Here is a 26428-nt window from a genome sequence, read left to right on the forward strand (position 1 = left end):
AATTATATAAGTTTGTTAAATTAATATAATTAATTAGTGATATAATATGTTGGAAAAATATGAGAAAGCTGGGAAAATAGCAGCTAAAGTTCGTAAACAAGCAGCTAAAAAAGCTACTGCAGGTATGAAAGTTATTGATTTGATTGATTGGATTGAATCAGAGATTAAGAGTACTGGTGCAGGCCTCTCTTTTCCGTGTAATGTTTCAATAAATCAAATTGCAGCTCATTATACTTCTCCACCTGGTGATGATACAGTATTTTGTGAAGGGGATATTGTTAAAATTGATTTGGGTGCGGAAGTTGATGGTTATGTATCAGATACTGCTGTTACTGTGATTATTGAAGGGGATAATGCTGATCTTGTTGATGATGATGGTAATCCTTTGAAAATGCCTGGACGTCTTGATGATGGTAATCCTATTGTTTCTGAAGATGAAATAGAGGAAAGACGTGCTATTATTGATGCTTCAAGCAGTGCTTTGGAAAATGTTATAAGTATTATTAAGGATGGCGTTAGTTTAGAGGAGATTGGCCGTGTTGTTCAGGAGACTATGAATAGTAAGGGTTATAATCCTATTGTTAATTTAAGTGGTCATAGTTTGGAGCAATATAATTTGCATGCTGGTTTGTCTATTCCTAATTATCCTGAGAAAAGTTCTGTTGTACTTAAGGAGGGGGACCATGTTGCTATTGAACCGTTTGCTACTAATGGTGTTGGTATGGTGAATGATATTCCTAGTCATTATATTTATTCCTATTTGAGGACTCGTCCTTTGAGGCAGCCTGATGCTACTAAGTTGTTGAAGAGAATTCGTGAGGATTTTACTTATTTCCCTTTTGCTCAGAGACATTTGTTGGAAGGTTATGATGAACATTCTTTAAATAGGGCTATGCGTCCTTTAATTACTTCCCGTTCTATTTATCCGTATAATGCTTTGAAGGAGAAGACGGATGGTATGGTTGCTCAAACTGAACATACTATTATTGTTGAAAAGGATGGTTGTAAGGTTACAACTTTATAATTTTTATTTTTTAAGAATCTTTATTTATTATAAAGTTTATAGATTTAATTAAGTTGAAATTGTTATTTTATATATATAAAAAGGATTAACGTGATTCGAATGAATGAAACAGTAGGTATGATTTTATGTGGTGGTTTTGGTAAGAGACTTAGACCTGTTACTGAAACTGTTCCTAAACCATTAGTTGAACTTAAGGAAGATTATACTATTTTGGATAAGCAGTTATTTGACTTTAAAAGTGCAGGTATTTCAAAAGTAATTCTTTTAACTGGATTTTTAGGAGAAAAGATTGAAGAACGCTATGGTAATTGTTATATGGGCGTTGAAATTGAGTATGTTCGTGAAGAACAGCCTCTTGGTACTCTTAATGCTATTCGTTTAGGTATGGAAGCTATGGATGATGGTGTTCAGTGTGTTATCCGTAATGGTGATGTTGTCGCTGATTTGAGTATTAAGAAGATGGTTGAGGATGGTGAAAAGTCTCCGTTTGATTTTTCTATTTTCGTTACTCAGATGATGTCTCCTTATGGTATTGTTGAGCTTAGTGGTGACAAGATAGTTTCCTTTAAGGAAAAACCTTTGCTTGACTATTATATTAATGGTGGTATTTACTTTTCTAAGGGTAAGCTCGATTTTGGTAATTATAAGACGGGCGATATTGAGAAAACTATTTTCCCTGAACTTGCTAAGGATAAGAAGTTAGGTTATTATAAGGAAAATGGTCTTTTCTGGATGGCTGTTGATACTAGTAAGGAGTTGCAGCAGGTTCAGGAAGAGTATGAGAATAGGGAAGATAAGCCTTGGGGTTATGAGAAGGTTCTTATTTATACTGAGAAGTATTTGACTAAGGAGTTGTTTATTAAGGAGGGTTATCAGACCAGTTTCCATTATCATCCTAATAAGGATGAGACTATGTATATTGTCAGCGGTAAGGGTTACATAGAATTTGAGGATTCCAAGGAATATTTTGGTGCTAAGGATACTGTCAGGATTGAGCCTAATACTCCTCATACTATTGTTGCTATTGAGAATACTGTTTTACATGAGGTTTCTACTCCTGATTTAGATGATACTGTCCGTATTAAGGATTATTATGATTCTCAAACTCCGTCTGGTAACAGATAATTCTTTTTTTTTCTATTTTTTTTAGGTTGTGTTATTATTAGTGATATTGTTATTGTTGATTATGGTAGTGGTAATTTACGCAGTATTTATAATGCGTTTAAGCGTATTGGTGAGGATGTAGTTGTGTCTTCGGATACTGCTGTTTTGGCTGATGCTGATGCTCTTGTTATTCCTGGTGTCGGTGCTTTTGGGGTTGCCATGAGTAATTTGTCCGGTTTTGTTGATGTTATTGCAGGTCATGTTGATTGCGGTAAGCCTTTGCTCGGTATTTGTCTGGGTTTGCAGTTGTTGTTTGAGTCCAGTGAGGAGACTCCGGGCGTTAATGGTTTGGGCTTTTTTGAGGGTTCCTGTAAGCGTTTTGATTTGGATAGTTCTTTTAAGATTCCTCATATGGGATGGAATCAGATTAGGGTTAATGATACTTCCCTGAATAATGTCAGTATTCTTGAGGGTGCTGATAATAAGTACATGTATTTTGTTCATTCTTATTATGTGGATCCTGTCTGTAGGGATTTTGTGACTGCTTATTGTGATTATGGGATGGATGTTCCGGTTGCTGTGGGTAGGGATAATTTGTTTGCGCTTCAGTTTCATCCTGAGAAGAGCGGTAAGGTCGGTCTTGGTATTTTAAGTAATTTTGTTGATTTGATCTGATTGTTTTTTTTGGGGATATTTTTATTAATTGTGTATGATATATATTTATTCATACTTTTTTAATTATTTGTATTACTGGTGGTTGTTATGGATATTGAAAGTTATGTGAAAAAGTGTATTGGTGAGTCTGAGTCCGAGGATGAAATTGTTGAGAAGCTTAGTTCCATTATCAGATTTTATAAGGATATCAGTGTTTCTGATTCTGTTAAACTTTCCAGGGCCGTATTTGATGAGGTTAGTGTTGTTTCTTCTCTTGATGAGAGCAGGTTTTTATCTTATCCCAAATCCAACATTCATATGGGCGAGTTTGGTGTTGGTTCCAGGGGGAAGGGTGACTTTTTTGTTCACAGTAAGATTGCTGAAATAATCAGGAATTCGGATGTTAATTCTGTTGTTAATCCTACTGCCCAGGATGATGGTGGTGTTGTTGAGATTGATGAGGATTCACGTTATGTCACCACTGCCATTGACGGTATTCATTCCCGTCTGGGTGATTATCCTTTTCTGGCCGGTTTTCATACTGCCAGGGCTACTCTTCGTGATGTTTGTGTGATGGGTGCCACACCTGTTAGTCTTATTAGTGATATTCATTTGGCCGATGATGGTGATGTTGCCAAGATTCTGGATTTTACTGCAGGTATCTGTGCCGTCAGTGAGTTGACGGGTGTTCCTCTGGTTTCGGGCAGTACTCTTCGTGTCGGCGGTGACATGGTTTTGGGTGATAGGCTGGTGGGTGCAGTTGGTGCCGTCGGTACTTCATCCGTTGTTCCAACTGCCAGAAGCGAGGCTGTTGCGGGGGATGTTATTCTGATGACTGAGGGTTCCGGTGGCGGTACGGTTACTACTACTGCAATTTATAATAATTTTCCGGAGGTTATTGACGAGACATTGAATGTTCAGTTTATTAAGGCGTCCCGTATTTTAAATTCTATTGATGGCATTCATGCAATGACCGATATTACCAATGGCGGAATCAATGGGGATGCCAATGAGATTAATAAGACTACGGGTTTGGGTATTCATTTGTATGAAAAGAGGATTGTTGATCTTATTAATCCGAGGGTTTATGATATGTTTAAAAAGCTGGACATTGATCCATTGGGTGTTTCCATTGATTCTTTGATGGTTATTGCTCCCGCTAATCTTGTGGATGTCATTGTTGATTCGCTGACGGAGTCCAATATTAGGGTTGATGTTATCGGTGTTGTTAATGATAGCGGCGTGACTACCATTGAGTCTGCCGATGGCGAGGTTAACGTTCTGGTTCCCAAGTTTAGGGAGGCAGCTTACACTCCGGTTAAGAAGGTTGTTGATTCGTTGGATTCGGTTGATTTTGATGAGGGTGCCGCTGAAATTGACAGGGTTACACGTGAAATTATTTCTAAAAAGGATGAGATTGTGAGGTGGATTAGGAATAGGTATGAATAGTGGTGGACAGTTTTTGTTGTATGATGCCATTCTGGCTTTTTTAATTCTTTTTGTTGTATTGCTTGGCGTGGTTTTTGTTCTTGAAGGGGAGGATGATTCTTCTATGGAGTCTAATCCTGCTCTGGAGAGGCTTTTATTGCTGAGTTCTATTGATTTTCATGGTGAAAATCTTTTATCCGCTCTTGGTGATGATTCGGCGGCCCGTGATGTTGTCCGTGATGTCTTGTCTGGGGAGTCCTTTGTGCTCAGGGATTTGACTTCGGGTAATGTTTTGGTTAATGGGAAGTCGGGGGGTTATGTTAACGCCTTTTCTGCTAGAAAAATAGTTGGCGGTCATGAGTATGAACTGACTTTATATGTTTAGTCTGTTTTTGCTTTTGTTTTTCTTCCTTTTTTTCTTATGACTTCCTTTATTATCAGGTTCATTGGGGTGCGTTCTCCGTGGGCTTTTGTGTTTCCTTTTTTTATGTTTTTTAGTATGTCGTCCACGTTGTCGCAGTCCGGCACTTCGGTGTAGCAGCGTCCTATTCCTTTTACGAAGTGTGCGTCACTTGCTCCTATTTCCGGGATTCTGTTTTTTTCCGATACCTGTTTTGCAAGGTAGTTTGATATTCCGAGTATGAATCGTGAATTTTTTGTTTCCATTGCATCCACGTCCAGCTGTCTTACTATGTCTCCCAGTCCGCTTCTGTAGTAGCAGTAGGGGTGTGCTGCGATGGCTATTCCTGCATTGTCGTGTATCTGGTCTATTGTTTCTGCCGGTGTCTGGAGCGGTTTTATGTAGTCTGTTATTCCCAGTGCTACGATGTGTCCCTGTGTGCTGCTTACTTCTTCGCCGGGTATGAGTATCAGCCCTTCATGTTCCATTTTTCTTATTGCCCATGTTCCTTCTATTTCGTCATGGTCTGTTATTGCTATTGCGTTTAGTCCGATTTTTTGGCTGTATTTTATTATATCTTTTAAAGGAGTTATTGAGTCCTTTGAATATTGGCTGTGGATGTGGGTGTCTATTATCATTTTTTGCCCTCTTATATTATGAATTATTATTATCTTTGTAGTTTTTGTTATTATATTTTTTTTAGTCTTCCTTTTCAATAGTCAATTATATTATTTAAAAATTACATATATTATATTATAATATTAATATTTATAAATCCAATATCTAATGATCTACAATGGGTCATTTTTAAAAATATAATGGAGATTAACTTATGTATGAAATAGGAGAAGCTTTAATTGGTAATGGGCCAGAACTCGCTCATATTGATTTAATTATTGGGGATAAGAATGGTCCTGTAGGAACAGCATTTGCAACTAATATGGGTAATATGTCTGTTGGACACACTCCTTTGTTGTCTGTTGTTAGACCTAACTTACCTACAAAACCTGCAACACTTATTATACCTAAAGTAACTGTTCAGAATTTGGGAGATGCCAGTAAAATTTTCGGTCCTGCTCAAACTGCTGTTGCTAGAGCTGTTGCTGATGCGGTTGAAGAAGAAATTATACCTAGAGATATGGTTGAAGACATTGTTTTAATGGTTAATGTCTTTATTGATCCTTCTGCTGAGGATTTCCGTAAAATTTATCAGTATAATTATGGGGCTACAAAACTTGCAATTAAACGTGCATTTGATAAGTATCCTTCAGTTGACAAAGTTTTAGCTGAAAAAGACAGGGGAACACACCCAATTATGGGATTCAAGGCTATGAAATTATGGAACCCACCTTATTTACAGGTTGCATTGGATCTTGATAATGAAGATAAGATGCGTAGTATTATAAGAGATTTACCTAAACGTGAAAGAATATTGATTGAAGCAGGTACTCCTCTTGTGAAAAAATTTGGTGTAGAAATTATTAGTAAAATCAGGGAGGAAAGACCTGGTGCTTTTATTATCGCTGATTTAAAAACATTAGATGTTGGAAGGGTAGAAGTTAAAATGGCAGCAGATGAAACTGCTGATGCCGTTGCTATTTCCGGTTTAGGTACTAATGAATCTATTGAGAAAGCTATTCATGAATGTACAAAACAGGGTGTTTATTCCATTCTTGACATGATGAATGTTAAGGATATTCCTGCTAAACTTGAACAACTTAAATTAAAACCTAATATTGTATTGTTACACAGAAACATTGACTCTGAAACCATGAGTGACAATGATAATGAACAGCAATCAGAATGGGGTAACATTATGGACATTAAGTCCAAGTTAGGAGAAAGAGGTTTAATTGCTGTTGCCGGTGGAGTTACTCCTGAAAAAGTTAACACTGCATTAGGTAACGGTGCCGATATTATTATTGCAGGTCGTTACATCATAGGTTCTTCCGATGTAAGAAGGGCTGCAGATGATTTCTTAAGATACATGCCTCAGGATTCCGATACCATGAGGGTTGCTCTTGATGAGGATGAAAAAATTTAGATGATTTTTTCATCTGTTTTTTTTATAAAAAAATTTATATATAACCTGTTTTAATATATAGTATTATATCCTAAGGTTGGTCTTAGCATTTTTTACATGATTGGGGTTATAGTGTAACCAGGCATCATCTGGGACTCCAGTTGTCTTTGAAGAAAGTGCGCACACTGAGGCATAACGATGATGATCAATTGGAGTGCTGAGACAAGAGAAATCCTAGGATCTGGGTTCAAATCCCAGTGACCCCATTTTATTAATAGGAATTTTTCACTTTTTTTATCAATGTTTTTTAATACTTTTTTTATTTTTTGTATTATTTGTTAAGGAACTTTTATATTTTACTTCAAATATATTATTTAATATCTTTTATTTATTTAATGATAAAATAGGGGGTTTTAAATTTAGGTTCACTTAAATTTCTAAGTTTCTACTCTTTAATAGGGGAAATAGGTATTATATGGGACGATAATACAAAAATATTAAAACAGGTTGTATTGCCGGACATAGTTACAAAGAAACAAAATTATGGTAAAATAGCATTTCATGGCGTGGTTGAAGAAAAACATCCCGATAAGGAAATATTTCAGCTGATGTCCGATATAAAGAACGTGATTCTTGGAAAAGAAGTCAGTTTTGATATCAGCAAATTCGATTTTTCTGATTTAACAGATTTTCAAAAAAAGGTTCTTATCAAACAAAGCGAAGTACCCTTCGGTAAGGTAACATCATATAAAAAATTGGCAGAAATGATAGGTAAACCTAAAAGTGCCAGACCCGTTGCAAACGTTTTATCAAATAATCTCTTTCCCCTGGTTATTCCATGTCACAGAACTGTACGTTCGGATTGGACTGTTGGAGGATATGCCGGAAATGCCGAGGGATATTATAAGCAGTTCATATTGGAAAAAGAGGGAATAACAATTAAAAACGGAATAGTTTCCAAACAATTCAGATATCCTGAAGATCCAAATTTCAAATCCATTTAAAAACTTTTTTTAACTTTTTTTTAAAAATAATAATAATTTTGGGGGGTTATTTTGTTTTTTTAATAAGAATCCTTTCTGCGACAATCTGCGGAGGAATGGTGTTTGTAGCATCTCCAATCGTATGGACTTCAATTTTACTGCCCTTCTTCAAGTCACGCATGTTACTTTCCAGCTGCTTGTTGTCACTGCTTTCCCTGTAAATCTTGGTGTTTTTTGTAATTATCACTGAAGTGTTTGTAGTGTTTGTTTCGTCTTGTACATAAACAGTACCGATGCTGTTGTTTGTTATATTGGAACTACTTGTTGTGTTTCCCACGACAACACCCGTTATGTCGGGCATTTGATCTACCGTAGCCCAATAGGTTCCGTAAGCTATTCCTGCTAAGATAACAAGTATAACCACCATCTGTAAAGGAGTAAGTTTCATATTTATTTTTCCTGTTTGTCTTGATTATATAATTATATGTTGATATTCTATATTATTATTTTAGTTTATTTCAGCTCACCGATATATGTTGCATAGAAACCATCGGTATCGGCATAAATAGGTTTAAAACCATATTTTTCAGATTTTTTCATGGCATTTTGAATATATTCCCTTCCCCATGCGGTAATTGCAGCTCCACATTCTTTTTTATACCATCTGAACCTTGAATATCCGTATACACCGTACATGGAATTTGCCAATCTTTTAAGTCCCTGCTGTTCAAAGTCATACGCTTTTTTCTGTTCGGGAACTTTTTCTTCCTTCATTAATTTTTTGATTTTCTGACGTTCATCCAGAATGTTTCCAATAATGGATGGAATAAATCCCTTGGGTTGCTTAAGGAATTTGTAACCGTTTTCCGGACAGACGTAATAATCGTCCTCGTCAAGTCCTTCACCCGTTGTAAAGGTATCCGGGGATATGTTCTGGGCGATGATTATAGTAGGATACAGGCTTTTGAAGTCAAGGTATGCAATATGTTCAAACAATCCCTTTTCAGGTTCCTTGACGTATCCTCCCTCATTTTTCTTGGACATTCTCCTTTCATTGTATTCGTTTGCCGACGGCTTGTTTGGAACTATGTTGTTTTTTTCATAGGCCTTCAGCATAAGATACCATTCAATCATCTGTCCCGTTGTCATACGGGCAATATCAAATAGGGGCTGGCCTACAAGTCTGCTTTGGGCAATGGTCAGGGGAGTAATCTTGTCACCGATTTTGGTCGTGCTCACAGCATCGTCCATGGAATAATCAAAGAGTTCCTCCAGCCTTTCATCATCCGAATCCCAGTACTGGTATATTTTATCTCCGGGAACGTCTATCTTTTCTTCATCAAACATTTCCTCATAAACTCTCTCCAGGGTATAACGTTCCAGACGCATATACTGTCTGATAAGCAGGTATAAATCAACGTGAACTCTTCCCTTTATGATTCCCGCATTGTTAAATCCTCTTTTCATAAACTTTATTGAGGAGTTGTCTATTCCCAGATTTAATTTGACCTTAAGAACGTCGGCCCGTTTTTTAATGTATGGCAGGTCAAAGTTATCGGAATTGTAGCCCACAAGCAAATCAGGATTTTCCTCTTTAATGATTTCAACAAAGCGCTTTAACATTTCTTCTTCCGAATCTAAAGTTTCAACAAATTCCTTTTCTGATTTTTTAGTAGACAGAACCCTGTTAAACCCATAATTTCCGCTTAGGCTCATCATTATAATCGGATCACTTTCTGCATCGGGCATACCCTCCGCATTGTACACCTCAATGTCAAAGCTTAATATTTTGTTTCTGGTGATTGTCTTGCCCGTATCGACTGGTTCTTCTTCCATCTTAAACAGGAGAACGTTTTCATCAATATTTATGTCGCCATAGATGTCCCTTTCAATTATGTGACCATTCAATTTAATGATATTTCTGGGCGTAATCTGCTTGTCAATAAGGTATCTTCTATAGAATGGAATATCGTATTCCCTGATTTCCTTTACTTCACTCAGGTCACGGATGCTGTCCCTGATTTTTGGAACTTCCTGGGGATGTTTGAGAATTATTTTAATAAATTCCTTTTCAACGCCTATGTCAATTTTATTTTCAAGTTCAAGATTATCCAAACCCAATTCGCGAAGCTGGTTCAAACATTCATCAAGATCATAGGCAAGAACATACATGTAAGGAACAAATGAATTGTCATATGCTATGATGTTCTGGTTGCTTTCAGGATCGGTTCCAAATAGTCTGATTACAGGTTTGTCATTACGGGTAATATAATCAATATCGTTTAGAAGAATTGTCTTTGTCTGCATAGGATTAAATTTGTAAAACAAAATATTAAAAATTTTATATCTTTAAAAATAAAATATTATTTAATTACTTCTAAACGTGATTAAATGACCTCTTTTAGAAAATTATATAAAAACGACAATATGGATGTAATTGCCGAAGGAATTTACTCCAATAATAAAAAAGTATTTGACGCGTTATTCGATGATAAAAACAAGGCAACGGATGCCATTATAAAATTAATTAACAGCGAATATGTTAACGAATATCATGGATTTTTTATTACGGTAATCTATGATGAAGATCCCCGGAAGATAGAGGGATTTGTAATTTCCTATAAACCGGATCAGATACCTCACAATTCAACATTTATGGCACTTAAGGATACTGAAGATTTTTCAATACCGTTAATGCTTGCGAATAGATTATTTAACAGATTTAAATTTAATCTGATGAAGGATGATTATATTATAAATGAGTTGTATGTTTTAGAAGAATATAGAAATAAGGGTCATGGCACAAGGCTGATAAAAAAATCCATACAGAAGGCACGCCAGTACAATGCAGACAGCGTTGTTTTGGATGTTGAATATGGAAAGGATTATCTTTTAAATTTTTTCAATAAACTGGGATTTAAAAAACAGAACAAAATCTTTAAAAGATTTATGGGAAATGTACCCGGATATTACAGATTAGAATACAAACTGGAAAGGTGATAATATGGATAAAGTAGATGATATTATAATTATAATGGGAAAAGGCAGGGATTCAAATTCTTACATTATTGGAGAAACCTTAATAGACCCTGGAAGCGGAGAAAATATTGATTACCTGAAAGATGAAATTAAGGCCGCAGGATTGGAGATGACAGACATTAAAAAAATAGTTAACACTCACTGTCATTTTGATCATATGGGCGCCGATAAACAGTTACAGGATGAATACGGCTATGAAATATATATGCATCCTCTGGATTTACAGACAGTAAAGGAAAAGGATGCCGATGCAACGGTAGCAGCATCATTCGGAATGGAAGTACCCGACCTGGACATTAAGGAACTCAATGAGGGGGATACGGTCGAAGGTTATGAAGTGGTACATACGCCGGGACATACACGCGGAGGAATCTGTTTGTTTAACGGAAAAAGTTTAATAAGTGGGGACACGGTATTTTCCGGAGGTAACTTTGGAAGAACTGATTTACCCACCGGAAATACTGAACAGATGAGGGAATCCATTCTTAAAATATCAGAATTGGATGCGGTACAGCTATTCTCAGGTCACGGACCATATGCAATTTCACAGGTTCCTGAACAGATAGCATTGGCCGTAATGATAGCATCCAGATTATAAACTCCCAAACCCTTTTTTTAAATAGGAAGCAGGTTGTTTTTGGTGAAAAACTTTCTTGTCTTCTTGATATATTTTGTTCTTACCAATACGCTAACAATATCATCCTTTTCTAAAATAATGTTGTTCTGTGCAATATACGTTTCATTTTTCTTATGACAGAGAACTATGATGAAGTTTTTATTCGGACTGATATCACACACGCATTTTCCGACAACCCTGTTGGCTTTTACGCTGATGTCAATAAGTTCAAAATCTCCCTTGCCGGTAACGGTTATTTCGGAAATGTTCTGTGGAATAATCATCTTTTCAATGTCACTACATGCTGCAAGTTCGGGACTAACCACTTCGGATACTCCCAGTTTACGGAACATTTTAATATGGGATGGATCGGTTGTTCGGGCAATAATCTTTTTTAAATTATATTTTTGGGCAGTAATTCCTATTAACAGGTTAATTTCGTCAACACTGGTTGCTGCAACAATAATGTCTGCCGTGTCAATGCCCGCTTTTTCAAGAGTCTTTTTTTCTGTAGCATTACCTATGATGAATCTGATATCATCATATTTTTCCTCAAGAGCCTCCAGATTTTCACTATTGTCGTCAATAAGAGTAATATTGTAACGGGGACAGTTAAGTTTTTCAATAAGATGAACGCCAACTCTTCCTCCACCAACAATAATTACATCGGACGGCTTTTTTTCAACTTCATCTTCAGGTATGCTGCCGTCCTCCAGATTTGTTACAATATCATCAATCAACTTATTATCGCTCTTATTAAACATGGTAATTTTATCCTAAAACTTCTAATACTGATATTATGTAATTTAATATATATAATTTTTAAAAATAAATATAAAATAATAAAATCAAATATTAACACATTGTATATTAATTATCTAATAAAATTTGGTTTGTGAAGAACATGGATTATAAAAAAGTTGTAGTATTACTGGCGGTTGGTATTATTGTTTTGCTGGCTATGATCATGTTTGTAGGTCCCGGTCAGATATTTGAAGCATTAAAAACAGCCAATATTTACTATGTAATTCTGGCAATAATTATTCAGTTTGTCATTATTTGGTTATGGAATATTAGGTGGAGTATTATCTGTGATTCATTGGATATTCCCCATAATAAATTGTCCTTATTTGCCATGACAATTGTAGGTCTGGCCATAAACGATTTGACACCTAGCGGTCGTAGTGGAGGAGAACCGGTAAGAGCTTATTTATTAAGTAAAAGTTCATCGGCGGATTTTAAAAAAACATTTGCAACAGTTATGGCAGACAAGTTATGTGATACATTTCCGTTTATTGTACTGGCAATATTTGCAATATCCTATCTGATGCTATATATGCATTTGAGCACGGCACTGTTTTCATTACTGATGATTTCACTGGTTATATTTATAGTTGCATTGGTATTCATAGTATTTGTCTGTATAAATGAATCATTCGGTATTAATACTATTCAATGGGTCTTTAGACAATTAAGAAAACTTACTTCAAGAAATCTGGATAAGTATGAAGACACTGCAACAACTTCTTTGGTAGGTTTCCAAAGTAGTTTATTGTACCTTATGGATGATCATAAATTATTGGTAATAGCTACCGTAATTTCATTCCTTGTATGGTTTTTGGAACTGACAAGGGTATATGTTGTTTTCCTGGCATTTGGGGTCCAAGTATCTCTCGGTATGATAGCAGCGGTATTCCTGGTTTCAACTTTAATTGGAATAATACCTATACTTCCTGGAGGACTGGGTTCCATTGACGGAGGAATGATTCTATTATATTCACTTGCAGGAATAACTACATCAATCAGTACAGCAGCTACACTGATAGAACGTATGATATCATTATGGATGGTAATTATCATAGGATTAATATTGCTGCCGTTCTTTGGAGCCGGAGTATTGGACTATATTGATAGTGGTTGATGCTCTTCAACTATTTTTTTTTATTTTTAAGAAATTAAGATTTAAAACTTATTTAAGTTAAATTTAAATCACTATTTGACTATAGATAATTATTATAGTTAAAACGAAGATTTAAAATCGTTATTTTTTTTAGTTAATGGGAGATTATTGATTATGAATTCACCAATTATTGAAGATACTTATGCGGAAGCATTCAGCACAAAAGCTGCATATTTATTAATTACCGCAGCAACAAAAAAGTTAGCGCTTATAGCAGCAACAGAAGCAACGGGATTTGCAACATCTTTCATAGGCTGTCCTGCAGAAGCCGGTATAAACTCTTACGTTCCGCCGGAAAAGACACCTGACGGAAGGCCGGGATATTCCATAATAATATGTCAGAATAAAACGGAGAAGGTTAAACAACAGCTCCTGGAAAGAATAGGGCAGTGTGTACTAACGGCAGCAACCACATCAGTATTTAATTTACTGCCGGATAGTGAGGTTCAGGATAATTTAGGATTCAAACTGGCATTTTTTGCAGACGGTTATCAGGAAAAAGTGGAATTATATGATAGGGATATGTATAAAATTCCGGTAATGAGTGGAGATTTTCTTATTGAAGAAAACTTTGGAATTGTGGATGCAGTAGCTGGAGGAAACCTGTTTATAATGGCTAAAACACAAGCATCTGCACTGGTTGCAGCAGAAGCAGCAGTCAATGCTATCCGTGAAGTGGAAGGAGTTATCATGCCATTTCCGGGAGGAATAGTTGCATCCGGTTCAAAAGTGGGATCAAAAAAATACAAATTTATGCACGCTACCACAAATGAGGAATATTGTCCAACATTAAAGGATGTCGTAGACTCCAAATTACCTGAAGATGCTGAAGGTGTATATGAAATTGTTTTTGATGGATTAACTGAAAGCGCCGTCAAAAAAGCTACACAGGAGGCTATCAAAGCAATCAAAACAATTCCTGGAGTAATCAGGATATCTGCAGGAAATTATGGTGGAAACTTGGGAAAATATAAGATAAATTTAATAGAATAAGGGTGAAAACATGAAAGACGTACTTACACCAATTGAAATGAGGGCAACAGACAAAAACACGGAATACAATCACATTCCAACCATTGTACTGATGGAAAATGCGGGTTCAAAAATTTCGGATTATATTGTCAGCAACTACCCTGAAAAGAAAAAAGTGTCAATATACTCAGGAACTGGTGGAAATGGTGGTGATGGATTTGTAATAGCAAGACATTTACTAAATCACGGCTATAAAGTACGTTTATTCCTACTGTCAAAACCTGAAAATATTAAAAACGGGGATTCCCGTTTAAACTTTGAATCAATCAGTGTTATTGATCAGACAGATAAAAATCTTCGATTGTCAGTAATAACGGATTCATCCCAGGTGGCTCCGGATAATTCGGATATAATTGTCGATGCAATACTTGGAACGGGAGTAAATGGTAAACTCAGAGAACCAATATCAAGTGCCATAGATACGATAAATTATTCGCCGGCAATAGTTATATCAGTGGACGTGCCTTCAGGTATGAATCCGGAAAACGGTGCGGTAATGGATAAAAGCGTAGTTGCCCATGAAACCCTGACTTTGCATAAGATGAAAACGGGATTGGAAAAGGCACAACAGAGTTATGTCGGAAAAATTACCGTATTGGATATAGGAATACCAAGAGTATCTGAGGAATATGTGGGGCAGGGAGATCTGTTAAAAATAGGACTTCCGGATAAATGTTCCCATAAGGGAGATAACGGTTCTGTTTTAATAATCGGATCAAATCCGGATTATATAGGGGCGGTTATATTTGCTGCAGAAGCTGCATTGTCACAGGGAATAGATCTTGTGTTTATTATAGCTCCTGAATCTTCGGCAGATATTATTAAAGAGTATAATCCTGAATTCATTGTTAGAAGCGTTCCGGGTAAAGTGTTGTCTATGGATGCATATGATGCATTTTTGGATCTGGAAAAAAGGGTGGATGCAATTTTGATAGGTTCCGGTTCCGGATTGATGGAAGAAACATCTGACCTGTTTAATGAAATAATTTCCACAACCAAAAAACCATTGGTAATTGATGCCGATGCATTAAAATTAATATCTCCGGACATGTTAACGGAAAATGTTCTGGTGACTCCTCATGCATACGAATTTAAACAGCTCTTTGATGAAGAGGTTCCGGATAAACTTGAAGATAAAATAGAATTGTTGAGGAAGCTGTCAGAGGAGTATAACTGTCAGATTTTACTAAAAGGAGTTATTGATGTAATCACTTCCCGTGATGATTATAAGTTAAACAGAACAGGTAATCAGGGAATGACTATTGGTGGTACGGGTGACTTGCTTGCCGGAATAGCCGTGGCCTTAGCTACAAAAAATACTTTATTTGAGGCAGCTTACTTGTCTTCATTTATTTTAGGACAGACTGCAGATAAGGTTCTTGAAGAAAAGGGATTTAATTATAGAATAAAAGATATTTTAAAAAAGTTGTAGGGGATTAGAATATAAGGTAGAATATTGCTAATAATATTGTACCCATCACTCCTCCAAATCCTGAGATTGCAAGTGTAATAATGTTTATTGGGACATTTATTCCAGGTAAAATGTTTGCTATTGTAAGTAAAATCCATCCGAATAAAAAGTGTACGGCAATTTTAACTAGTGTACTGCTTATATCTAAAATGAATCTGAAAGCAAGTACTCCGATAGCAATCAGTACTATTAAGAATATTATTTCCATGATCATATTTTCACCTCCCCTTAAAATCCTTCATTTACTCGTTTTTCTATTTGTTTGAGTATGGTTATAGCATATACTCCTGCACCGTAACCGTTATCAATGTTCATTGTTGCAATACCCGGTGCACATGATTGAAGCATTGAAAAAAGTGCTATGAAACCTTTTTCTCCCACTCCATAACCGGTTGAAGTAGGCACTGCTATTACAGGCATGTCAACAATACCTGCAACGACTGATGGCAGTGCTCCTTCCATACCTGCAAGGGTGATAATTACATCCACTTTTTCATCTAACAAATATGATATTTTATCTATCAGTCTGTGAATTCCCGCTACACCCACATCATATGTTTTTACAACATTATAACCTGCCTGTTCTAATGTTATTCTGGATTCTTCTGCTATGGGGACATCAGCTGTTCCTGCAGTTATAATTCCCACTTTTCCTTTGGATTTTTTTATTTCTCTATTATTGATAGTTAATATGGATGCTATTTTGGAATAGTTTGAATTTTTGAGTACATCATTGTTAATGTATTGTTTGATGTCATTAAATCTATCTTCATTAAGTTTTGTTATCATTAAATTATTGACAGAATCAATATTATTGATAATGTTTAGCAGGTCATCATCAGTTTTTCCTCGTGCATAAACAGCTTCGGGAATTCCTATTCTATTTTCCCTGGAACTATCAAATTTAACATTTTCACCAAGTTCCTGAACGTGGCTAAGCTTAATTTGATTTTCCGCTTCATCAATAGAAATTTCGCCCTCAATTAATTTTTTTAAAATATCTCTCATACAATTCCTTCTTTTAAAAGAATAAAATTTATTCTATTTTTTCATAGTATGTAATTCTATTTAAACCTATCTATTTTAATATTTTAAAAGATATAAACTATCATATTAAATGATAATGGGAAAAACATGAAAGAATATAATGCATACTTATTAGTGGATGGAATAGTACAGGGAGTAGGTTTTAGGCCAACAGTATACCGTTTAGCAAAGGTAATGCAATTGAATGGTTATGTACGGAATATGGGGAATATTGTTGAAATAGTTTTACAGGGAAGTTTGGATGACATAAACCTCTTTGTTGATGAATTACAGGAACATAAACCGGTCCGTTCAGAAATCAATAATATTAAAGTAGAAATTCAGTCAGAGGTAACAGATGAAAACAGATACTCTGATTTTACTATAATAGACAGCAGTAATAAAATATCCGGTTCGGCAGTAATACCTCCTGATATGAGTATTTGTGATGAATGTCTGGATGAAATATTAAATACCGAAGATCAGCATTACTATTATCCATTTACAGCATGTACCAACTGTGGACCAAGATTTACCTTAATCGATGAAGTGCCCTATGATAGAAAAAACACCACCATGGATGATTTTCCATTATGTTCTTACTGTGAAAATGAATACAATGACCCATTAAACAGAAGATATCATGCAGAAGCCACATGTTGTCCAGACTGTGGACCTAGAGTATACCTGTATGACGGTGGAGAAATTCCTTCCAGGGATCCCATAAGGGATGCTAGCAGACTGATAGATGAAGGGAATATTCTTGCAATAAAGGGTATCGGTGGAACACACCTTGTATGTAAAACATCAACTGATGATGCAATAGATAAATTACGTGAAAGACTGGGAAGAAAAACACAGCCCTTTGCATGCATGACACCTGATGTTGAAACAGCAAATTTATTTGTTGATTTTAGTGAGGATGAAAGAAAGACAATGGAATCCGTTGCAAGACCAATTGTTGTATTGAACAAATCAGAGGACTATTGTCTGTCCGATAATCTTTCACCTGGTTTACATAATCAGGGGGTAATGTTACCATATACTGGATTACATCATCTATTGTTCAAATATACTATTGAACCCGCATATGTTATGACATCGGCCAATATGCCCGGCAATCCTATGTTAATAGATAATGAAGAAATAGTCACAAAGTTGGATGGAATTGCCGATTATTACCTGTTGCATGATAGAACAATACTTAATAGGTGTGATGACAGTGTAATCAGATATAGGAATGGATTGCCTGGTTTTATCAGAAGGTCCCGTGGTTATGTTCCAAAACCATTTGATTTTTCCAAAATAAACACCAAAGACAATATCCTGGCTGTAGGACCTGAATTGGACGTTACATTTTCAGTTCTTAAGGAAGGAAAATGTTATCCATCACAGCACATCGGAAACACATCCAAGTTTCAGACACTGGAATTTATGGAAGATGCAATTAAACATCTGCTTAAGCTAACAAGATGTGATTCATTGGATTATATAGCGGCTGATATGCATCCGGAATTCAATACTACAAAATTAGCAAAAGAGTTAAGCGTCGAACACGATGCCGAATTGATACAGGTTCAACATCACCATGCACATGCTGCAAGTTTAATGGCAGAACATAATCTGGATGAAATGGTTGTAATAGCAGCAGATGGTGTTGGATATGGTGAAGATGGAAACATATGGGGAGGAGAAGTATTATACTTGAATAACACAGGCCAGTATGTTAACCATGGAGGACTTGAATTACAACCAATGCCTGGTGGAGATTTAAGTACAAAATATCCTATAAGAATGGCAATGGGTATACTCTATGATGCAATGGATACTGAAGAACTTAGAAGTTTAATGAAAAACAAGTATTCATCCTATTTCAAATATGGTGAAAAAGAAGTTGACATGACTTTAAAACAACTTGAAAATAACTTCAATACAGCTTATACAAGTAGTATGGGAAGAGTACTTGATAGTATAAGTGTGCTGTTGGGAATTAGTAAAAATCGAGGATATGAAGGGGAATGTTCAATGAAACTGGAATCCGCTGCCAGAGAAGGATTTGACATGCTGGACATGATACTGCCTTCTAAAAAAACTGACGGTAGGATTATAATTGATACCAGTGATCTGGTATTGGATGTTCTTGACTTAATAGAAGCGGGAGTTTTAAGGGAAGAAATTGCGGTTGCATCTCAAAGAGCATTGGCTGAAAAATTAGCTGAATTGGCAATATCTGTTGCAAATTCATATAATACTGATGTAATAGGAGTAACTGGAGGGGTATTTTATAATGAATTCATTTCCAGTGTAGTAAAAAATTTGGTAACATTGGAAGGATATACCTTTGTACAGCATGAACAAACTTGTGCCGGAGATGGAAGCGTATCCATGGGACAATGTGCAATTGTCGGATGGCAAAAGAATTTAAATCAGTAAAAGGGAGTTTCATTATTACTCTTTTTTTATTGATTTTAAAGTTATGAAAATATCTGTTTTTTTATTTATACCTTGAATTAGGTATAATCGGATAATTATTAATGAAAAACAAATAATTTATTAAAATAAGATTAATTAAAGTTTTATAATAAAATCATCCTTTTAATGATTCTATTATTAAAAAAAGTTACTAAAGAAATATTATTCTTCATAATAAACTTTAGCATATTCTTCGGGCTTGTTGTATAAACCAATAGCGGCTAGTGCTCCTATTAATCCACCTTCGCCTGTAACATATTCTACACGAATGTTATTTTCTTCAGCAATACGTTTTGCTTCATCAAGATATTTCATTGATTTTTTGGCTTCCAAACCATATTGTTGTACGGCTTCAGGTATTTCTAATTTTTCATATACAACAAATGCCGTGTTTTCCGAAAGAGTTTTTTCTTTAAGTTTAGATTTAACGCTTGATATTAAATCTTCTTTTTCTTCCTCTTTAACTGCAAATACTAATATAATAGATACACAGTTTTTTGTTTTATTTGGATTGTTAGGGTATAACTGACATGTAATATGTTCCAGGTAGTGGTATCCTTTTTCTTCCTGTATTTCATTTGCAATGTTGTTTGCTAATGTCCAGGTTGCCCCTTCTGTTGGAATGTCCGTGTCATCCAATCCAATTATAACTTTTTTAAGTTTAGGGGTTATAATTGCTGCACGTCCAACTTTGGATCCTCCACCTTTATCCAATAATTCAATTCTTATAACTCCATCTGCCTTTCCACGACAAAATGCAGCTCCAACTCCAGCACCTGCAAGACCTGCATGTACTATTCTGATTTCATCTTCTTCAATACTTGCTTCTTGAATTCCTGCAGCCTGATAACTAGGTTTAAGATTTAGTTCTGTTTTTCCTTTATTAACATAGTACGTATGTTTGTTTCCGTCACGTTTTGCATCTGTTATTAAAGGACTGGTCTGTTTATATTGTGTTATCATCCAATCGGAACCTATTGGGCATGGATGATATTCTATTAATTCAATCTTTTCTTCATCAGTGTCGGTTACTGTAAGAATTTCATGGTATGGGGTTATCCATGGATCTGTGTATTTTTCTTTTAATTCGTCCGGTGTTAAAATTTCCATTTTATGTTTCCTATAATTTTTTTTAGTTATAAAAGAATATAGAAAGGAGGTTATATTAGTTATGCTAATCTTTTAACAAGTTTTACAGCAGCTTCCACTGCACGTTTTCCGTATTCTACACGTTGATGAGCTTCAAGTCTGGTCATACCAGGACCTGATATTCCTAAAGTGACTGGTTTGTTGTATTCCAAGGATAAATCCGTGATTTTTCTTGCTGCATGTTGTACAACAATTTCATCATGTTCTGTGTCACCTTCAATTACAGCTCCTAATGTGATTACTGCATCAACATTTCCATCATCCAATAATTTTTTAATTGCTATAGGCATATCGTATACGCCAGGTACTGCGATGATTTCGGTGATTTCTGCATCTAAAAATTTTGCATGTTCTTTTGCTAATTCTAACATCATACTAGTAATATCAAAATTAAATTCTGCTACTACTGCTCCTATTTTTATCATAATATCTATTCTCCTAATTTTATAATATTTAGGCAGTTATACTAAGTATAATACAAATGCTGATACTGAACTTACTACCATAATGAATATAATAAAGATTGCTGCTGCTTTTGCTGCTTCCATTTTAATTTCTCCGTATGTATTATAATTATTGTTATTTTATTGTTTTACTTATATAATTAATTATATTTTGCTTGCAATATATTCTGCCATTTCTTGTGTTGAAGCTGTTCCTCCAAGGTCTGGGGTCACAACTTTTCCTTCTTGAATTACTTCTACAATTATGTTTTCTATTTTTCTTGCGGAATCGGATTCTCCAAGATAGTCTAACATCATGCATGCTGATAAAATTGTTGCTACTGGATTAGCTATTCCTTGTCCTGCAATGTCTGGTGCAGAACCATGTACCGGTTCAAATAATCCATTTTCATCACCAATGTTTGCTGATGGTATCATTCCGAGACCACCCACTAAACCTGCTCCTTCATCTGATAAGATGTCTCCGTAAAGGTTTGATGTTACAATTACTTCAAAGTCTAACGGGTTTGTGATAAGATACATTGCTGTAGCATCAACATAGAAATCATTGGATTCAATTTCAGGATATTTTTCTGCTACTTCATAGAAGCATTTTTTGAAAAGTCCATCTGAAATCTTAAGTACGTTAGCTTTATGAACTGCAGTAACTTTTTTACGACCAGTATCTTTTGCATATTGGAATGCATATTCTGAAATCTTATCGGATGCTGCTTTGGTAATTTTTTTTCTTGCTATTGCTCCTTCAGGAGTTTCTTCTTCGTCTCCAATATATAAATCTTCTGTGTTTTCACGTACAATCATGAAGTCTATGTTTCCATATTTTTCTGGTTGTAATGATTTTACAGGTCGTAAGTTAACAAATGTGTTTAGTTCGTGTCTGAGTCTTACAATAACATCTGCTGCTGTTTCACCTGCAGCTCCGAATAACACTGCATCAGATTCTTTTGCGATTTGTATGGTTTCTTCAGGTAATGGAACACCTGTTTCTTCTTTACATTTGTCTCCTGCTATTGCATGGGTGTAATTAAATTCAACATCTAATTTATCTAAAACAGTTGTTGTTGCTTTAACTACTTCTTCTCCAATTCCGTCTCCAGGGATTACTGCTATATTATACATATTTTTGCCTCTAAAATCTTGTTTTGTTTAAGTATTCTATTAATCCACCGTTTTCTACAATTTCAAACATGAATTCAGGTAATTTTGTGAAGTCATAATCTTTATCTTGTGTGGTATTTGTAAGGGTTCCTTTTTCAAGATCTATTTTGAGAATATCTTCCTCTTCAATGTCATCCGGTCCGTTAGGAGCTTCCACTAATGGTAATCCAATGTTTGTTGCGTTACGATAGAAGATTCTTGCGAATGATTTTGCAACTACTGCTTTTATTCCAGCAGCTTTAAGAGCTATTGGTGCATGTTCACGGCTGGATCCGCATCCGAAGTTTGAACCTGCAACTATTACATCTCCTTCCTGGATTTTGTCCTTGTAGTGTAAATCATATCCTTCCATTACGTGTTTACCTAAATCTTCTGGTTTACTTAATGTTAGGTATCTTCCTGGAAGTATACTGTCTGTATCTATGTCGTCTCCTAATTTTAGAGCTCTTCCTTCGATTATTTTTTCCATATTTTTTACCTCCTAACTTTTATTTTTTTTCAGGTGCTGTTATGTGTCCTGTTAATGCACTTTCAGCTGCAACTATTGGTGAGCTTAGGTATACTTTTCCTTCCGGACTTCCTTGTCTTCCTTTGAAGTTACGGTTTGATGTTGAAAGACTTACTTCACCGTCACCAATTAATCCGATGTGTCCTCCAAGACATGGTCCACAGCATGGGTTACATACGAGAGCACCAGCTTCTACAAAGATGTCCATTAAACCTTCTTTTAATGCTTGTTGGTAAATGGTTCTTGAAGCAGGAATAACTAATGTTCTTACTCCGTCTTTGATTTTGTTACCTTTGAGTACACGTGCTGCTTGTTCTAAATCTTTAAGTCTTCCATTGGTACATGAACCTATGAATACTTGGTCGATTTCAACATCTTCTACTTCACTGGCAGGTTTTACATTGTCCACGTAATTTGGACATGCTACCTGTGGTTCAAGATCACTGACATCGATGTCAATTGTGTTTAAGCTAGGTGCATCTAAGTCAGTAGTGAATTTGGTGTATGATTTGTTTGTTCTGTTTTTAAGGTATTCGTCAGTAACTTTATCAGGTTCTACAATACCAGTTTTTCCACCCATTTCTATTGCCATGTTACTTAATACCATACGGTCTGACATTTCCATTTCCTGAATGGTTTCACCTGCGTATTCACAAGATTTGTATGTTGAACCGTCTTGACCTACCTGACCGATTATGTTTAAGATTACATCTTTACTGGTTACGTTTTCCTGTAATTTACCTGTAATGTTGAATCTGTTGGTTTCCGGTACTTTAAACCATAATTGACCTGTTGCAAATACCATTGCCATATCTGTTGATCCAATACCTGTTGCGAATGCTCCTAATGCACCATTGGTACATGTGTGTGAGTCACTTCCTACTATGACTGTTCCAGGTAATGCATGACCTTTTTCAGGTACTACTTGATGACATACTCCTTCGTATACATCATAAAAATTAGTTATTCCTTGTTCTTTAACAAATTCTCTTAACATTTGATGGTTTTTTGCAGCATCTAATGTGTCTGCCGGTACTTGGTGGTCAAATGGGATAACTATTTTTTCTGGATCCCATACTTTGTCAGTATTAATTTGTTCTAATGCCTGGAGTGTTAATGGACCTGTTAAATCGTGTACCATAGCTATGTCTATGTCTGCCATTACTATTTCTCCAGCTTCTACTTTATCTTTTCCTGAAGCTTTTGCTAATATTTTTTCAGCTATTGTCATTGACATGTTTATTGTTACCTCCCTAATCGGTAAATATTTTATTTAAAGTGATGTTTTGAATTCTTTATAGAATAGATATATGATATTTTTTCAATCTTTTTGAAAGATAATTTCACTTTATATATATGTTTGGTTATCTTGATTATTATTTTTATTGTATGTGGAGGTTGTTTTGTTGAAATAATTATCGTGTGTAAATAATCTTATGTTAAAAATTATTATTAGTAAAAAAATTTTCAGAAAGAGATAATGGTATGAGTAGTACCATTTCAGGGTGGTTATTAGGATATTGGGAGGTTAATATTATGTTAAATTTTCATGTTTTTATTGGAGTTTATTTATCTTTATTTTAGTCTTTTAGGGATCTAAAATCAGGATTAAAATTATTTAATGATTAATGTTTTTTTTTTCCTTTTTTATAAATGCCTCCTTAATTTTTTTCGTAATTTTAAGTTTTATTTAATATTATATAACAGCCGTTATTTTTTTATTTTCACAATTATAATATAGTTAACATTGTTATATAAATGTTTTGTTAAATTGGATTAAATTATTTAATGAATATTATAGTAAAAATCACTTTAAAAATAAAAATAAGGATAATAAAGTTTTAATTATGTTAAATAGTTTTATAAATAAAATAAAAACTAAAAAAAGGAATGGATTTATATTGTAGGGACAATATCATTATTTTTAGTTTTTAATATTTTTTTTCTATAAATCTATTTTTGTAATTAAGACTAAAAATTGAAAAATCGATAACATGGAGGCTAATAAATATGTTTACTCATTGTCAATTGTCTTAATTGGTATTTTCTATTTAGAATTGTTATTATTTTAAGTATGGTAATAATCCATTCCTTAATATCTTCTATGATATTAAGTATATAAAGGTTTTTTTCAATATTTATTGCAGAACTATTATAATTTAACTATAAATTATATACAAATTAACTACAATTTCATATAATATAAGATGGAATACAAACATTTAAGTATTACAAAAATATATATTATTTAATACATAACTTTTATTAATAATTTTTATATTATTGTATGTACTTGTTTATTTATAATATAATTTAATGAACATAGTCCTAATAATATATTAATTATTGTTATAATTATTCATAAATGAGTACTTATCATACATTAACCTAAAAACCTTTATATATGCCTTACAAAAATCTAAACATAAAGTAAGAAATATATATAGAATAAATATTTTTTAATAAATAATAAAAACATAATCAAAATTCACGATTATTAGTAATAATAATAAAAACCCACGTAGGAGACGAGAAGATATGACTTCAGAAAATGAAGAATATTATAAAGATAGATATCAAGAAGTAAAAGATAAAGTAGAATACAAAGACTTTTTAAATGATATTGAAGAAATTACTTTAGAAAATAGTGATTCACCATTCATAACAACAGAACAAATAGTTAACATGGCAGTTGAAAAATATTCTGATAGAAAAAATGTTCAACAAACACATACAAACCAGGTACAAGACATTTCATCACTTGTAGAAGGTAATGGAAATATTAGTATTCAAGGAAGATTATTATCTATCTCTAATATCAAAACATTTACCACTAAAAAAGGTCGTGAAGGAAAAGTTGCAAACCTTACTGTAGAAGATAGTACAGGAAAAATAAGGGTTGTAATGTGGACAGATAATATGAAATACATGTCCCGTATTAAAGAAGGAGACATAGTCAAAATAAACAATTTGGAAGTAAGAAAAGGTTATACTGGAGATCTGGAAGTTCAGATGAGAAACAATTCTTCAATACAGGTAATGCCTGAAGAGTTAGGTGAAGATCTACCTAAATATGAGGAAACAATCACCAACCTTGAAGATATTGTAGAAGAAGGAGAATACAACGTAATAGTTAGGATAACAAAAGTTGCAACATTACGTGAAATTCAAAAAGAAGACAGAACCTTGAAAATTATCACAATAAATGTGATGGATGCAACTGGTGACATGGAATTTACATTATGGAACAATGACACTGATTTGGTTGAAACATTGGAACTTAAGGAAAATGACACCATAAAAATTATCAAAGCAAGGGCACAAGAAAGAAATGGGGTATTCTCATTATCCAATAGCTGGAATGGAAGAATAGTTAAGGATGACTATGATTTACCTGAATTTAAACAGGAAATCTTTAAAATCGGCAATGCAACAGAAAAAGAAAATGTTACAATTATGGGTGTTCTAACAAAGATTTATGATACAATAGTATTCCAAAAAAATGATGGTTCCGAAGGAAAAGTAAGAAGTATAGAAGTAACGGATGATACAGGTTCTATACGAGTAACTTTATGGAATAAAGAAACAGAAATTGCAATGAACAAGGGTGACTTCATAAAAATTGAAGGTGGAAATATAGAATTTGATGACTATTCTGGAGATAGTTATAGATATAACACAGGATGGAATGCAGCAATAGTATTAAACCCGGAAATGGATGAAGAATTAAAGGAAAAATTATCCGAAATTGATAATTTGGAAATTACCAAAATCAAAGATGTTCTTGATGTTGATTTGGATGAAGGACGAGAAGTTGATGTAATAGGTAGAATTCTTGCAATGAATGATATAAGGGAATTCCAAAGAGTTGATGGAACAGAAGGACAAGTTCGTAGTATTGATTTGGCTGATGAAAC

At 34.5% G+C, this 26428-nt stretch carries 25 protein-coding genes and 1 tRNA gene; 15 read left to right on the forward strand and 11 right to left on the reverse strand.

The window, feature by feature from the left end; genetic code table 11:
• Window positions 1-46: 46 nt before the first annotated feature.
• The 5 genes from QZZ11_RS08665 (at window position 47) to QZZ11_RS08685 (ending at window position 4595) form a co-directional block, all read left to right on the forward strand.
• A complete protein-coding gene (locus tag QZZ11_RS08665) occupies window positions 47-1024 on the forward strand; it encodes a M24 family metallopeptidase (protein ID WP_292475359.1) in 978 nt (325 codons plus the stop codon).
• 99 nt (window positions 1025-1123) lie between these two features.
• Complete coding sequence (locus tag QZZ11_RS08670; protein ID WP_292475360.1) at window positions 1124-2149, forward strand: sugar phosphate nucleotidyltransferase; 1026 nt, start codon at window positions 1124-1126, stop codon at window positions 2147-2149.
• A gap of 45 nt (window positions 2150-2194) precedes the next feature.
• Window positions 2195-2803: an imidazole glycerol phosphate synthase subunit HisH gene (gene hisH / locus QZZ11_RS08675; RefSeq protein WP_292475408.1), complete on the forward strand. Its 609-nt coding sequence runs from the start codon at window positions 2195-2197 to the stop codon at window positions 2801-2803.
• A gap of 87 nt (window positions 2804-2890) precedes the next feature.
• Window positions 2891-4231: an AIR synthase-related protein gene (locus QZZ11_RS08680; RefSeq protein ID WP_292475362.1), complete on the forward strand. Its 1341-nt coding sequence runs from the start codon at window positions 2891-2893 to the stop codon at window positions 4229-4231.
• Window positions 4224-4595, forward strand: coding sequence for a hypothetical protein (locus QZZ11_RS08685; protein WP_292475364.1), 372 nt, complete (start codon window positions 4224-4226; stop codon window positions 4593-4595). Before QZZ11_RS08680 ends, QZZ11_RS08685 begins: the two co-directional genes overlap by 8 nt.
• Here the strand turns inward: QZZ11_RS08685 and QZZ11_RS08690 are convergent.
• Window positions 4592-5248, reverse strand: coding sequence for a PHP domain-containing protein (locus tag QZZ11_RS08690; RefSeq protein ID WP_292475366.1), 657 nt, complete (start codon window positions 5246-5248; stop codon window positions 4592-4594). The genes QZZ11_RS08685 and QZZ11_RS08690 overlap by 4 nt on opposite strands.
• A 194-nt stretch (window positions 5249-5442) precedes the next feature.
• Between QZZ11_RS08690 and QZZ11_RS08695 the strand changes: the two genes are divergently transcribed.
• From QZZ11_RS08695 to QZZ11_RS08705, 3 genes are all read left to right on the forward strand, one after another.
• Window positions 5443-6654, forward strand: a complete 1212-nt coding sequence (locus QZZ11_RS08695) for a bifunctional 5,6,7,8-tetrahydromethanopterin hydro-lyase/3-hexulose-6-phosphate synthase (RefSeq protein ID WP_292475368.1) — start codon at window positions 5443-5445, stop codon at window positions 6652-6654.
• 102 nt (window positions 6655-6756) lie between these two features.
• Window positions 6757-6899, forward strand: a tRNA-Trp gene (locus QZZ11_RS08700).
• Between the two features lie 246 nt (window positions 6900-7145).
• Complete coding sequence (locus QZZ11_RS08705; RefSeq protein WP_292475369.1) at window positions 7146-7637, forward strand: MGMT family protein; 492 nt, start codon at window positions 7146-7148, stop codon at window positions 7635-7637.
• Between the two features lie 46 nt (window positions 7638-7683).
• On the opposite strand, the gene QZZ11_RS08710 is transcribed toward QZZ11_RS08705, so the two are convergent.
• Entirely contained in the window at window positions 7684-8064 is a 381-nt protein-coding gene (locus QZZ11_RS08710; RefSeq protein ID WP_292475371.1) for a hypothetical protein, read from the reverse strand.
• Between the two features lie 65 nt (window positions 8065-8129).
• The gene (locus QZZ11_RS08715) at window positions 8130-9923 is read right to left on the reverse strand and encodes a DNA-directed DNA polymerase (RefSeq protein WP_292475373.1); all 1794 of its coding nucleotides are present in this window, start codon (window positions 9921-9923) and stop codon (window positions 8130-8132) included.
• A gap of 120 nt (window positions 9924-10043) precedes the next feature.
• Between QZZ11_RS08715 and QZZ11_RS08720 the strand changes: the two genes are divergently transcribed.
• Both QZZ11_RS08720 and QZZ11_RS08725 read left to right on the forward strand, forming a co-directional pair.
• Complete coding sequence (locus QZZ11_RS08720; RefSeq protein ID WP_292475375.1) at window positions 10044-10616, forward strand: GNAT family N-acetyltransferase; 573 nt, start codon at window positions 10044-10046, stop codon at window positions 10614-10616.
• A gap of 4 nt (window positions 10617-10620) precedes the next feature.
• Window positions 10621-11253, forward strand: coding sequence for an MBL fold metallo-hydrolase (locus QZZ11_RS08725; RefSeq protein ID WP_292475376.1), 633 nt, complete (start codon window positions 10621-10623; stop codon window positions 11251-11253).
• A gap of 17 nt (window positions 11254-11270) precedes the next feature.
• Here the strand turns inward: QZZ11_RS08725 and QZZ11_RS08730 are convergent, their stop codons facing one another.
• Window positions 11271-12035 carry a TrkA family potassium uptake protein gene (locus tag QZZ11_RS08730; protein ID WP_292475379.1) on the reverse strand — a complete coding sequence of 255 codons (765 nt, stop codon included), beginning with the start codon at window positions 12033-12035 and terminating at the stop codon, window positions 11271-11273.
• Between the two features lie 140 nt (window positions 12036-12175).
• Here QZZ11_RS08730 and QZZ11_RS08735 point away from each other — a divergent pair, with 140 nt between their 5' ends.
• The 3 genes from QZZ11_RS08735 to QZZ11_RS08745 all read left to right on the forward strand — a co-directional run bounded on the left by QZZ11_RS08735 (window position 12176) and on the right by QZZ11_RS08745 (window position 15695).
• The gene (locus QZZ11_RS08735; protein ID WP_292475380.1) at window positions 12176-13192 is read left to right on the forward strand and encodes a UPF0104 family protein; all 1017 of its coding nucleotides are present in this window, start codon (window positions 12176-12178) and stop codon (window positions 13190-13192) included.
• Between the two features lie 153 nt (window positions 13193-13345).
• On the forward strand, window positions 13346-14224 hold the full coding sequence (gene fhcD / locus QZZ11_RS08740) for a formylmethanofuran--tetrahydromethanopterin N-formyltransferase (protein WP_292475383.1): 879 nt from the start codon (window positions 13346-13348) through the stop codon (window positions 14222-14224).
• Between the two features lie 10 nt (window positions 14225-14234).
• Window positions 14235-15695, forward strand: a complete 1461-nt coding sequence (locus QZZ11_RS08745) for an NAD(P)H-hydrate dehydratase (RefSeq protein WP_292475385.1) — start codon at window positions 14235-14237, stop codon at window positions 15693-15695.
• 4 nt (window positions 15696-15699) lie between these two features.
• Here QZZ11_RS08745 and QZZ11_RS08750 read toward each other — a convergent pair whose 3' ends face one another.
• Window positions 15700-15948 (reverse strand): pro-sigmaK processing inhibitor BofA family protein, encoded by a 249-nt coding sequence (locus QZZ11_RS08750; RefSeq protein WP_292475387.1) that lies wholly within the window; start codon window positions 15946-15948, stop codon window positions 15700-15702.
• A 14-nt stretch (window positions 15949-15962) separates the two neighbouring features.
• Entirely contained in the window at window positions 15963-16742 is a 780-nt protein-coding gene (gene larB, locus QZZ11_RS08755) for a nickel pincer cofactor biosynthesis protein LarB (protein WP_292475389.1), read from the reverse strand.
• Between the two features lie 126 nt (window positions 16743-16868).
• On the opposite strand from larB, the gene hypF reads away from it, so the two are divergent.
• Window positions 16869-19193, forward strand: a complete 2325-nt coding sequence (hypF, locus tag QZZ11_RS08760) for a carbamoyltransferase HypF (protein ID WP_292475392.1) — start codon at window positions 16869-16871, stop codon at window positions 19191-19193.
• 201 nt (window positions 19194-19394) lie between these two features.
• On the opposite strand, the gene mmp11 is transcribed toward hypF, so the two are convergent.
• The 5 genes from mmp11 to hacA form a co-directional block, all read right to left on the reverse strand.
• Window positions 19395-20342 (reverse strand): methanogenesis marker protein 11, encoded by a 948-nt coding sequence (gene mmp11, locus QZZ11_RS08765; protein ID WP_292475394.1) that lies wholly within the window; start codon window positions 20340-20342, stop codon window positions 19395-19397.
• Window positions 20343-20401: 59 nt separating this feature from the next.
• Window positions 20402-20806, reverse strand: a complete 405-nt coding sequence (gene ribH / locus QZZ11_RS08770; protein ID WP_292475396.1) for a 6,7-dimethyl-8-ribityllumazine synthase — start codon at window positions 20804-20806, stop codon at window positions 20402-20404.
• A gap of 183 nt (window positions 20807-20989) precedes the next feature.
• Window positions 20990-21964 carry an isocitrate/isopropylmalate family dehydrogenase gene (locus tag QZZ11_RS08775; RefSeq protein WP_292475398.1) on the reverse strand — a complete coding sequence of 325 codons (975 nt, stop codon included), beginning with the start codon at window positions 21962-21964 and terminating at the stop codon, window positions 20990-20992.
• Between the two features lie 10 nt (window positions 21965-21974).
• Window positions 21975-22460, reverse strand: a complete 486-nt coding sequence (locus QZZ11_RS08780; protein ID WP_292475410.1) for a 3-isopropylmalate dehydratase small subunit — start codon at window positions 22458-22460, stop codon at window positions 21975-21977.
• Between the two features lie 31 nt (window positions 22461-22491).
• Complete coding sequence (hacA, locus tag QZZ11_RS08785; RefSeq protein WP_292475401.1) at window positions 22492-23748, reverse strand: homoaconitase large subunit; 1257 nt, start codon at window positions 23746-23748, stop codon at window positions 22492-22494.
• Window positions 23749-25049: 1301 nt separating this feature from the next.
• On the opposite strand from hacA, the gene QZZ11_RS08790 reads away from it, so the two are divergent.
• On the forward strand, window positions 25050-26428 hold a 1379-nt coding region (locus QZZ11_RS08790; RefSeq protein WP_292475403.1), incomplete at its 3' end, for an OB-fold nucleic acid binding domain-containing protein.

This window comes from Methanosphaera sp. (genome assembly GCF_016282985.1).
Classification (GTDB): domain Archaea; phylum Methanobacteriota; class Methanobacteria; order Methanobacteriales; family Methanobacteriaceae; genus Methanosphaera.

Excerpts from the sequence above, each read along its gene's own strand:
- QZZ11_RS08710 (WP_292475371.1), bottom strand. The coding sequence starts at position 8,064 with ATGAAACTTACTCCTTTACAGATGGTGGTTATACTTGTTATCTTAGCA.
- QZZ11_RS08720 (WP_292475375.1), top strand. The coding sequence starts at position 10,044 with ATGGATGTAATTGCCGAAGGAATTTACTCCAATAATAAAAAAGTATTT.
- QZZ11_RS08685 (WP_292475364.1), top strand. The coding sequence starts at position 4,224 with ATGAATAGTGGTGGACAGTTTTTGTTGTATGATGCCATTCTGGCTTTT.
- hacA (WP_292475401.1), bottom strand. The coding sequence starts at position 23,748 with ATGTCAATGACAATAGCTGAAAAAATATTAGCAAAAGCTTCAGGAAAA.
- QZZ11_RS08680 (WP_292475362.1), top strand. The coding sequence starts at position 2,891 with ATGGATATTGAAAGTTATGTGAAAAAGTGTATTGGTGAGTCTGAGTCC.
- QZZ11_RS08775 (WP_292475398.1), bottom strand. The coding sequence starts at position 21,964 with ATGTATAATATAGCAGTAATCCCTGGAGACGGAATTGGAGAAGAAGTA.
- QZZ11_RS08665 (WP_292475359.1), top strand. The coding sequence starts at position 47 with ATGTTGGAAAAATATGAGAAAGCTGGGAAAATAGCAGCTAAAGTTCGT.
- fhcD (WP_292475383.1), top strand. The coding sequence starts at position 13,346 with ATGAATTCACCAATTATTGAAGATACTTATGCGGAAGCATTCAGCACA.
- QZZ11_RS08715 (WP_292475373.1), bottom strand. The coding sequence starts at position 9,923 with ATGCAGACAAAGACAATTCTTCTAAACGATATTGATTATATTACCCGT.
- QZZ11_RS08750 (WP_292475387.1), bottom strand. The coding sequence starts at position 15,948 with ATGATCATGGAAATAATATTCTTAATAGTACTGATTGCTATCGGAGTA.
- QZZ11_RS08690 (WP_292475366.1), bottom strand. The coding sequence starts at position 5,248 with ATGATAATAGACACCCACATCCACAGCCAATATTCAAAGGACTCAATA.
- QZZ11_RS08745 (WP_292475385.1), top strand. The coding sequence starts at position 14,235 with ATGAAAGACGTACTTACACCAATTGAAATGAGGGCAACAGACAAAAAC.
- QZZ11_RS08725 (WP_292475376.1), top strand. The coding sequence starts at position 10,621 with ATGGATAAAGTAGATGATATTATAATTATAATGGGAAAAGGCAGGGAT.
- hypF (WP_292475392.1), top strand. The coding sequence starts at position 16,869 with ATGAAAGAATATAATGCATACTTATTAGTGGATGGAATAGTACAGGGA.
- larB (WP_292475389.1), bottom strand. The coding sequence starts at position 16,742 with ATGAGAGATATTTTAAAAAAATTAATTGAGGGCGAAATTTCTATTGAT.
- mmp11 (WP_292475394.1), bottom strand. The coding sequence starts at position 20,342 with ATGGAAATTTTAACACCGGACGAATTAAAAGAAAAATACACAGATCCA.
- QZZ11_RS08730 (WP_292475379.1), bottom strand. The coding sequence starts at position 12,035 with ATGTTTAATAAGAGCGATAATAAGTTGATTGATGATATTGTAACAAAT.
- ribH (WP_292475396.1), bottom strand. The coding sequence starts at position 20,806 with ATGATAAAAATAGGAGCAGTAGTAGCAGAATTTAATTTTGATATTACT.
- QZZ11_RS08735 (WP_292475380.1), top strand. The coding sequence starts at position 12,176 with ATGGATTATAAAAAAGTTGTAGTATTACTGGCGGTTGGTATTATTGTT.
- QZZ11_RS08670 (WP_292475360.1), top strand. The coding sequence starts at position 1,124 with ATGAATGAAACAGTAGGTATGATTTTATGTGGTGGTTTTGGTAAGAGA.
- QZZ11_RS08695 (WP_292475368.1), top strand. The coding sequence starts at position 5,443 with ATGTATGAAATAGGAGAAGCTTTAATTGGTAATGGGCCAGAACTCGCT.